Genomic DNA, 6,767 nt, shown 5'->3' on the forward strand with positions numbered 1-6,767 from the left:
GTAGCCCGGATGGAGCGCAGCGTAATCCGGGTTCTGTCCACGCGGTGAGACCGTCCGGGATTGCGCTACGCTCCATCCGGGCTACGAGATCCGCTAAGCCGCCAAATCCGCGACCACGGCATCCAGCACCGGAAAACCGCTGCTGGTCACGCGCAGCCGTCCCGTCGCATCCACGGTGATCGCGCCTTCCTCGCGCAAGAGCGCGATGCGGCGGGGGTCGAGCGGGCGGCCGGCGAGGGCCTTGTAGCGCTCGGGATCGATGCCTTCGGCGAGACGCAAACCCATCAGCAGGAATTCGTCGGCGCGCTCCTCGCTGTTGAGGAGCTCGTCGCTGACGACACCGTCGCCGTTGGTCTCGACCCGCATCAGCCAGGCCTCGGGACGCTTCTCGGTGGCGGTGGCGTGGCGCACGCCGTCGATGTCGAGACGGCCATGTGCGCCCGGGCCGATGCCGGCATATTCCTCGCCGCGCCAGTACACCAGATTGTGCCGGCATTCGGCGCCGCGCCGCGCGTGATTGGAGATCTCGTAGGCGGGCAGCCCGAGCTTGTCGCAGGTCTCCTGCGTGACGTCGTAGAGCGCGCGGGCGACCGCTTCGTCCGGCGTCTTCAGCTTGCCGGCCTGGTGCAGGCCGAAGAAGGGCGTGCCTTCCTCGATCGTCAATTGATAGAGCGACAGATGCTCGGCCGCTTCATCGATGGCGTGCCGCAGCTCGCCCGCCCACATCGCCGGCGTCTGGTCGGGGCGGGCGTAGATCAGGTCGAACGAATAGCGGTCGAACGCGCGGCGCGCGATGGCGACGGCATCGAGCGCTTCGCGCGCGCTGTGCATGCGGCCGAGCGCTTTGAGCGAGGCGTCATCGAGCGCCTGCACGCCGAGCGAGACGCGGTTGACGCCGGCGATGCGATAACCGGCAAAGCGCGTGGCTTCGACGCTGGTCGGGTTCGCTTCCAGAGTCACCTCGACGTCGCCTGCGACGGACCAGTGCTTGCCGATCGCGTCTAACACCGCGCCGACGGTGGCGGGCTGCATCAGTGACGGCGTGCCACCGCCGAGGAAGATCGAGGTGACCTCGCGGCCGGGCGCGCGCTCGGCGGTCGTTGCGATCTCGCGGGCGAAGGCGGCGGCGAAGCGCGTCTCGTCGATCGCGGCGTGGCGGACGTGGCTGTTGAAGTCGCAATAGGGGCACTTCGACAGGCAGAACGGCCAGTGCACATAGACGCCAAACGCATCCTTGTTAGCGCGGCTCAAGGCAGATCTCCGCCAGTTTCCGAAAAGCGCGGGCGCGGTGCGACAGGCCGAGCCCAAGCGGCGGCAGGCCGTGCTTCTCGATGCTGGTCATCTCGCCGAAGGTGCGGCTGTGCCCGTCCGGCAGGAACATCGGGTCGTAGCCGAAGCCGGCTGTGCCGCGCGGTGGCCAGATCAGCGTGCCGTCGACGCGCGCCTCGACCTCCTCGCGATGATCGTCGGGCCAGGCCACACAAAGCGCCGAGACGAAGTGGGCTTTGCGCTTGTCCGGCGTGGTGGCGCCGCGCTCCTGCAGCAGGCGCTCGATCTGCGCCATCGCCGCGTTGAAATCCTTGGTCGGGCCGGCCCAGCGCGCGCTGTAGATTCCCGGCGCACCGTCGAGTGCGTCGACGACGATGCCGGAATCGTCGGCGAAGGAGGGCAGCTTGGTCGCCTCCGCCGCGGCGATCGCCTTGATCGCGGCGTTGCTGCGGAAATCGTTGCCGGTTTCCTCGGGCTCGTCTAGGCCGAGCTCGCCGGCCGACACCGCCTCGATCCCGTACGGCGCGAGCAGCTCCCTCATCTCGGCGAGCTTGCCGGGATTGTGGGTGGCGATGACGAGCTTGTCGGTGATTCGGCGGTGCATGGGCCTATTGACTACGCCACGGCCAGTTTCTGCAAGTCCACCAGACGCGCAATGCCCTTCTGCGCCAGGGCGATCAGCTTCAGGAACTCGTCCTGCGTGAACGGCTCGCCTTCCGCGGTGCCCTGCACCTCGATGATGCGGCCATCGCCGGTCATGACGAAATTGGCGTCGGTCTCGGCTTCCGAATCCTCGGCATAGTCGAGATCGAGCACCGGCGTGCCGTTGTAGATGCCGCAGGAGATCGCGGCGACGTTGTCGCGCATCACGTTGGCCTTCACCATGTTGCGCGCCTTCATCCAGTTGAGGCAATCGGCAAGCGCGACCCAGGCGCCAGTGATCGAGGCCGTGCGCGTGCCGCCGTCGGCCTGGAGCACGTCGCAATCGACCGTGATCTGGCGCTCGCCAAGAGCTTCGAGATCGACGATGGTGCGAAGCGAGCGGCCGATCAGGCGCTGGATCTCGACGGTGCGGCCGCTCTGCTTGCCGGCGGAGGCCTCGCGGCGGGTGCGTTCGGAGGTCGCGCGCGGCAGCATGCCGTATTCGGCGGTGACCCAGCCGCGGCCCTGCCCCTTCAGCCACGGCGGCAGGCGATCCTCCAGTGTGGCGGTGACCAGCACATGGGTGTCGCCGAATTTAACGAGGCACGAGCCTTCCGCATATTTGACCACGCCGCGCTCCAGCGTCACGGGGCGCAATTCGTCGGGCGCACGGCGGCTTGGCCGCATGGGAAATCTCCAAAACTCACGGGAATAGGCTGTTCGCGGTGCTTGTAGGTGGGGCGGGGGTGGGCGGCAAGGGCTTATTCACCCCCTGACCGTCGGCCTGCAAACGCAACGCTTGTCAGACGCGGCCCGGATGGACAAATTATAAGGATCCGAGAGGAGTTACCGTCTGTGGCCCATCACGATCCGATCCATCTGATCGCGCCGCGCGCAGGCCTTGCCCAGCTCAACGAGCGTTCCCGCGACATCTTTCGTCAAATTGTCGAAAGCTATCTCGCGACCGGTGAGCCGGTCGGCTCGCGCAACATTTCCCGCCTGATTGCGATGCCGCTGTCGCCGGCATCTGTGCGCAACGTCATGGCCGATCTGGAACAGCTCGGCCTGATCTATGCCCCGCACACCTCCGCCGGCCGGCTGCCGACGGAACTGGGCCTGCGCTTCTTCGTCGATGCCCTGATGCAGGTCGGCGACCTCAACGAGGCCGAGCGGCAGGCGATCCAGAGCCAGCTCTCGTCCGTCGGCGAGGCGCAATCGGTCGAGGCGGCGCTGGACCAGGCCTTGATGCGGCTCTCCGGCCTGACCCGGGCCGCCGCCGTCGTGCTGACGCCGAAATCCAACGCGCGGCTGAAGCACATCGAATTCGTCCGCCTGGAACCGGAAAAAGCGCTGGTTATCCTGGTCGGCGAAGACGGCCAGGTTGAAAACCGCGTGTTGACGCTGCCGCCCGGAGTTCCCTCTTCGGCGCTGACAGAGGCCGGCAATTTCCTCAATGCGCGGATCCGGGGCCGGACCTTGGCCGAAGCGCGGCTCGAGCTCGAGACCGCACTCGGCGAGGCCCGTGCCGAGCTCGATCAGCTGACACAGAAAGTGATCTCGGCCGGCATCGCCAGCTGGTCCGGCGGCGAGAGCGAGGACCGTCAGCTCATCGTCCGCGGCCACGCCAATCTGCTCGAAGATCTGCACGCGCTGGAGGATCTGGAGCGGGTTCGCCTGTTGTTCGACGACCTCGAGACCAAGCGCGGCGTGATCGATCTGCTCGGCCGGGCCGAGACCGCCGAAGGCGTGCGCATCTTCATCGGCAGTGAGAACAAGCTGTTCTCGCTGTCGGGGTCGTCCACCATCATCTCGCCCTATCGGGATGCCGCCGGCCACATCGTCGGCGTTCTCGGCGTGATCGGCCCGACGCGGCTGAATTATGCCCGCGTGATCCCGACCGTGGACTACGCCGCCCGCATCGTCAGCCGCCTGTTGGGGGGCTGACCGGCCTTTCTGCCGATCACGGGCGCTTGATTTTCGCGGGCTTAAGCACGATATCCGGGCCAACATCCCTGAAACGAGTTCGAGATCAGAGCCGATGACCGAGCAAGACCGGCAACCCCAAGACACGACTGCAGCGACCGGCGAGCCCGTGGTGTCGAAACCCTACATCATGCCCGACGATCCCGAGCCGGGTTCGGTCGAAACCCTGCAAAAGGAAGCGGCTGAAGCGCGCGACCGCATGCTGCGGACGCTGGCCGAGATGGAGAATTTGCGCAAGCGCACCGCCAAGGAAGTCGCCGACGCCCGCCTCTACGGCATCACCGGCTTCGCGCGCGACGTGCTCGACATCGCCGACAATCTCCAGCGCGCACTCGATGCCGTTCCGGCGGAGGCGCGTGCTGCGGCCGATCCCGGCCTGGTCTCGTTGATCGAGGGCGTCGAGCTCACGGAGCGCGCGCTGCTCAACGCGCTGGAAAAACACGGCGTGAAGAAGCTGGATCCTCAGGGCCAGAAGTTCGACCCGAACTTCCACCAGGCAATGTACGAAGTGCCTGACGCGTCGGTGCCGTCGGGCACCGTGGTGCAGATCATGCAGGCCGGCTACACCATCGGTGACCGCGTGCTGCGCCCGGCGCTGGTCGGCGTCGCCAAGGGCGGCGCGAAGACTGCGCCCGCGGCGAACAACAACGAATCGAGCAGCGCGGCGAACTGAGTGTTGGCGTCATTCCGGGGCTCGACGAAGTCGAGAACCCGGAATCCATTGAACAACAGGACAACCGCACAATGGATTCTCAGGTGCGCAAATTGCGCACCATAGCCGCGCTGAAGCGCGCCCCGGAATGACGGAAGATGTCGCCCCGCCTACGCGCTCACCGCGATATCCGCGGACTGAATCCGCTTCACGCCCGCCTTGGCCATGTCGGCCCAGGCCTTGGCGAGCGAGCCCTGCGTGTCGATGCCGCGGCAGGCGTCTTCCACCACATAGACCTCGAAGCCGGCCTTGCGCCCGTCGAGCGCGGTCCAGGCGACGCAGAAGTCTGTCGCAAGACCAGCGACGAAGACGCGCTTGATCTTGCGGCCCCTCAAGTAGCCGGCGAGTCCGGTCGAAGTCTTGCCATCGGCCTCGAGGAAGGCCGAATAGCTGTCGACGTTCTTGTGAAATCCCTTGCGGATGATGAGCTCGGCGTGCGGGATCGACAGGTCCTTCGACAGCGCCGCGCCTTCGGTGCCCTGCACGCAATGGTCCGGCCACAGCACCTGCTTGCCGTAGGGCAGATCGACGGTCTCGAACGGCTTCTTGCCGGAATGGACCGACGCAAACGAAACGTGGCCCGGCGTGTGCCAGTCCTGCGTCAGCACCACGTTCGCGAATGCCTTCGAGATCTTGTTGATGACCGGCACCACCTGCTCGCCTTCCTTCACCGCGAGGCTGCCGCCGGGCAGGAAGCAGTTCTGCACGTCGATCACGAGCAACGCGGACGCTTCGTCCGGCTTGATCGGTGCGGCCGCGAACAGCGCGATTGGCGCGAGCGTAGCCAGCGCCGTCGTTCCAAGCATTGCCAAGACCTGTCGCCGAACCAGCATGTCTACCTCCCCTCCAGGATGATCCAACGGAAGGAAGCCTAGTTCCGTTCGTATACGAACAGAAGCCTGAAAATGCAGCCGGGCTTGATGAGCGGTTGGGCTCTCGGCCCCAACATTATCGTCATCCCGGGGCGCGCAAAGCGCGAGCCCGGGATCCATAACCACAGGAAGGAGTGTGGCGACAACTCTTCGTCGGCGCTGCATCCGCCTGCAACCGTGAGATCGCGCGGTATGGATCCCCGCCTCGGATCCTACCCCTTCGGCTGAATCCCGTCGCGTACGGTGCGGAAGCGGGTGAAGGCGGCTTGCCATTGGTCGCGCGGGGCGCTGGCGATGATGCGCAATGATGCGCCGCCGCTCGAGAAGCGGATCCACTGCACCACCGTCACCGGGACCTTGTCCTTGCCGCTGACGCCGTCGATCCGGGTCTCGAAGCCTTGCTGGCCGTTGATGCGGATCGGCTCGGACATGGTGATGCGCGACTCGCGCACGCCGGGAATCTGGAGCGCCGCCTCCCGGGCGAAGCGGGCGCGGTCGTCGGCGGCTTGCGGAGTGGCGCCGATCAGGCCGAGGATCATGAACGGCCTCGCCTCGTAGCCCACGCTCTCATCGCCGTCGGCCAGGATGATGCTCGAGCCCGGTGCCAGGGTCTTGATGTCCTTGAAGTCGGCGAGATCGGTGATCTTGAACGGCAGTAGCGCGATCTGCTCTTCGGCCGAGACCTGCCTGCGGGTGGTGGCGCTCGCGAACATCTGCCGCACCGCCTCGTCCGTGTAGATCTTGGTCGCATTCTCCGGGATCTGCACCGCGACATAGCCGGAGAAGCCGGCGCCGGGCACGATCATCGAATACCGCTTCACCGGCGTATCCCCGGCCTTGCCGCTTTCGGTGGTGAAATAGGCAAGACCTGCGGGGGTCTCGACCTTGTCCTGCTTGACGCCGCCGGTCCCGCCGGGATTGGAATTGAAGGCGCTCACGACCTCGCCATAGGCGGCCGGCGGCAGCTCGGTGACCAGCACCTTGACGTTGCCGTCCTCGCTCTCGAAGCCCGGAAAGGTCTTGGCCGTGCTGAGGCCGATCAGCGGCACCATGCCGAGACGCAAGCCGGGTGGGAAAACGACGTCGGCGGCGAAGGCCGGAAGCGCTGTTACGGCGAGGAGGGCGAGCGCGGCGAGGGGGCGGATCAGCTTCATGGCCACTCTGATTGGTTCACATTGAGGCCGTTCGATGGTCGGCCACCGGGCCGCTTTGTCGCGCGAAGCAGCTGCGCCGGCTGTGCGGTCGGTCCGCCTTTTAGCCGGTTTGGCCTCGCCGCAACAGGGCGGGCG

Annotated in this window: 7 protein-coding genes; 2 read left to right on the plus strand and 5 right to left on the minus strand. The window is 66.4% G+C overall.

Annotation, left to right across the window (positions count from 1 at the left end; translation table 11 throughout):
* Positions 1-93: 93 nt before the first annotated feature.
* The 3 genes from hemW to rph are packed head-to-tail and all read right to left on the minus strand — an operon-like array spanning position 94 to position 2,598.
* On the minus strand, positions 94-1,251 hold the full coding sequence (gene hemW / locus I6F24_RS31040) for a radical SAM family heme chaperone HemW (protein ID WP_036003226.1): 1,158 nt from the start codon (positions 1,249-1,251) through the stop codon (positions 94-96).
* Positions 1,238-1,873: an RdgB/HAM1 family non-canonical purine NTP pyrophosphatase gene (gene rdgB / locus I6F24_RS31045; RefSeq protein ID WP_036003228.1), complete on the minus strand. Its 636-nt coding sequence runs from the start codon at positions 1,871-1,873 to the stop codon at positions 1,238-1,240. Before rdgB ends, hemW begins: the two co-directional genes overlap by 14 nt.
* 11 nt (positions 1,874-1,884) lie before the next feature.
* Entirely contained in the window at positions 1,885-2,598 is a 714-nt protein-coding gene (rph, locus tag I6F24_RS31050; RefSeq protein ID WP_225151952.1) for a ribonuclease PH, read from the minus strand.
* Between the two features lie 168 nt (positions 2,599-2,766).
* Between rph and hrcA the strand changes: the two genes are divergently transcribed.
* On the plus strand, positions 2,767-3,855 hold the full coding sequence (gene hrcA, locus I6F24_RS31055) for a heat-inducible transcriptional repressor HrcA (RefSeq protein WP_036003234.1): 1,089 nt from the start codon (positions 2,767-2,769) through the stop codon (positions 3,853-3,855).
* Between the two features lie 94 nt (positions 3,856-3,949).
* Positions 3,950-4,567, plus strand: coding sequence for a nucleotide exchange factor GrpE (gene grpE, locus I6F24_RS31060; RefSeq protein ID WP_036003237.1), 618 nt, complete (start codon positions 3,950-3,952; stop codon positions 4,565-4,567).
* 149 nt (positions 4,568-4,716) lie between these two features.
* On the opposite strand, the gene pncA is transcribed toward grpE, so the two are convergent.
* Entirely contained in the window at positions 4,717-5,439 is a 723-nt protein-coding gene (gene pncA / locus I6F24_RS31065; protein WP_225151953.1) for a bifunctional nicotinamidase/pyrazinamidase, read from the minus strand.
* Positions 5,440-5,690: 251 nt separating this feature from the next.
* Entirely contained in the window at positions 5,691-6,632 is a 942-nt protein-coding gene (locus I6F24_RS31070) for a hypothetical protein (protein ID WP_036003242.1), read from the minus strand.
* Positions 6,633-6,767 lie beyond the last annotated feature (135 nt).

This window comes from Bradyrhizobium sp. BRP23 (assembly GCF_020194135.1).
Taxonomy (GTDB): Bacteria; Pseudomonadota; Alphaproteobacteria; order Rhizobiales; family Xanthobacteraceae; genus Bradyrhizobium; species Bradyrhizobium yuanmingense.